Origin of the sequence: Vibrio sp. 10N.222.47.A9 (assembly GCF_963872585.1) — a bacterium.
In the GTDB taxonomy this organism is placed as follows: Bacteria; Pseudomonadota; Gammaproteobacteria; order Enterobacterales; family Vibrionaceae; genus Vibrio; species Vibrio splendidus.
On sequence record NZ_CAWNBB010000012.1, the window covers coordinates 1 to 374 of the forward strand.

The 374-nt window shown below is 48.7% G+C and carries 1 protein-coding gene; it reads right to left on the bottom strand.

Translation table 11 applies throughout. The features are described 5' to 3' along the window. Nucleotides 1–374, bottom strand: a 374-nt coding sequence (locus AACT19_RS01580) for an Ig-like domain-containing protein (RefSeq protein WP_207551948.1), incomplete at both ends; no start/stop codon positions are given.

Sequence of the window (374 nt, forward strand, 5' to 3'; positions counted from 1 at the left end):
TGTGGTACTATCCGCTTCAACTGCAGACAATAAACCAGTTGATGACACGGTAACCGTCGTCGAGTTAGCTGGCTCCCACGTTACTGAGCTAGAAATGTCAGACGACGTCATATCACTGTACGCCGCTGTTGCGGTTAACTGTTGAGTCTGACCTTTCGCAACATTCACAGGTGAAGGCGTCACTTGAATCGATGCAATGACCGCTGATGAGACATCCACATCCACCGTATTACTGATGATGTCATCCTTCGTGGCCGTGAGGGTCGTATTACCCACCTTTACCGCAGTAAATACTCCTGGCTCATCAAAGCGCCCTGAACCAGAGTTACTTGTGTGCCAATCACTTACGTTTAAATCCGTCAATGTGCGAGATG